The sequence below is a fragment of the Microbacterium umsixpiens genome, from assembly GCF_053543675.1.
Map to the genome: position 1 here is coordinate 11,541 of NZ_JBLVOH010000096.1, position 1,763 is coordinate 13,303.

Sequence of the window (1,763 nt, forward strand, 5' to 3'; positions counted from 1 at the left end):
GCGGCCGCGATGTCGTTACCCCAGGAGATGAACTCCGGCGGCAGACCGACGCCCAGGAAGGACAGCGTGGCCTCGGCCGTGATGGCCGCGGCCAGACCGACCGTGCTGAGCACGATCACCGGGGCGATCGAGTTCGGCATGACGTGTGAGAACATCGTCCGCACCCGGGATACCCCGAGCGCTTCGGACGCCATCACGAAGTCGGCCGAACGCACGCGCAGGATCTCGGCGCGCAGGATGCGCGCCACCGAGGGCCATCCGAAGAAGCCGATCGCGAGGGAGACCACGAGGATGTTCCGGTTGTCGAGGAACATCGACATGATGACCACTGCGGCCAGCACGTAGGGGATCGCGAAGAACATGTCGCCGATGCGCATGAGGAGCGAATCGATCCAGCCGCCGAAGAAACCGGCGAACGCACCGATCACGATGCCCATGGCAGCGATGATGATCGTCACCAGGATGCCGACCGACAGCGAGGTCCCTGCGCCGTGCACGACACGGGAGTACACGTCACAGCCCTGGAAGGTGTACCCGAGCGGGTGCCCTGCGGAAGGGCCGTCGTTCGAGAACTTCAGGTCGCACTGGAAGGGGTCGACCGGAGCGAACAGGTCGGGGAACGACGCGATGATGACCAGCAGCACGACGAAGACGCCGGCGGTCCAGAACATCCAGCGACCACGGAGGTCGCGCCACGCATCGAGCCACAGGTTGCTCTTGCGCTCGCTGACACGGACGGCATCGACGGCCCCGAGGCCGCCCTCGTCTGCCTCGGCCACATAGTGCGCCATGCGGCGGGTGGGAGTGTTATCGGACATAGCGGATCCTCGGGTCGAGCACACCGTAGAGCAGATCGATGAACAGGTTGACCAGGACGTAGATCACGACGAGCACGGTCACGATCGAGACGATCTCCGGCCCATCGTGCTGGTTGATGGCCTTGAAGAGCTCGTTTCCGATACCGGGCACGTTGAACACGCCCTCGGTGACGGTGGCGCCGACGATCAGGATGCCGAAGTCGGCAGCGAGGTTCGTCGTCACGGGAATGAGCGAGTTGCGCAGCACGTGCACCGGGATGACGCGCCGCGTGGGGAGGCCCTTGCCGAACGCCATCCGCACGAAGTCCTGCTGACGCGTCTCGATGACCGAGTTGCGCGTGAGCCGCACCACGTAGGCGAAGTTCAGTGCGGCGAGCACGATCGCCGGGAGTATCAGGTCCGACCAGGGCGCACCTCGTCCGACCGTCGGTCGGAACAGATGCAACTCGATGGCGAGGAAGTACTGCGCGATGAAGGCCAGCACGAACACCGGGATCGAGATGAGCAGAAGGCTCACCAGCATCGAGGCGTGGTCGAAAAGGCTGTTCTTGCGCAGGCCGGAGATGAGACCGACGACGACGCCGAAGAGCAGCTGGATGACGATCGCCAGCAGCGCGAGGCGCAGCGTCACCGGGAACTTCGCGGCGAGGATCTCATTGACGCTCTGGCCGCGGAAAGTCGTTCCCAGGTCGCCCTGGAACAGGTCGCCGAGGTAGATCAGGTAGCGCGTGAAGAACGGCTGGTCCAGGTGGTACTGCGCCTGCAAGGCGGCGTACTGCGCATCGGTCGGTGTCTTGTCACCGAACAGAGCGAGAATCGGGTCACCCGGTAGCAGGAAGACCATCGAGAAGATCAGGAAGGTCGCCCCGAGGAAGACGGGTATCGCCTGAAGAAGGCGACGAATGATGTAGGCAGTCATAGGCGTGAACTCAACCGCGCCGTGCG

2 protein-coding genes are annotated in these 1,763 nt (G+C 64.3%); both read right to left on the minus strand.

Annotated elements, in window-relative coordinates; translation table 11 throughout:
* Positions 1 to 818: ABC transporter permease (locus ACNPM4_RS09720; RefSeq protein ID WP_448985529.1), on the minus strand; the 818-nt coding region annotated here is incomplete at its 3' end.
* Positions 808 to 1,737 (minus strand): ABC transporter permease, encoded by a 930-nt coding sequence (locus ACNPM4_RS09725; protein ID WP_029262912.1) that lies wholly within the window; start codon positions 1,735 to 1,737, stop codon positions 808 to 810. The genes ACNPM4_RS09725 and ACNPM4_RS09720, both read right to left, overlap by 11 nt.
* Positions 1,738 to 1,763 lie beyond the last annotated feature (26 nt).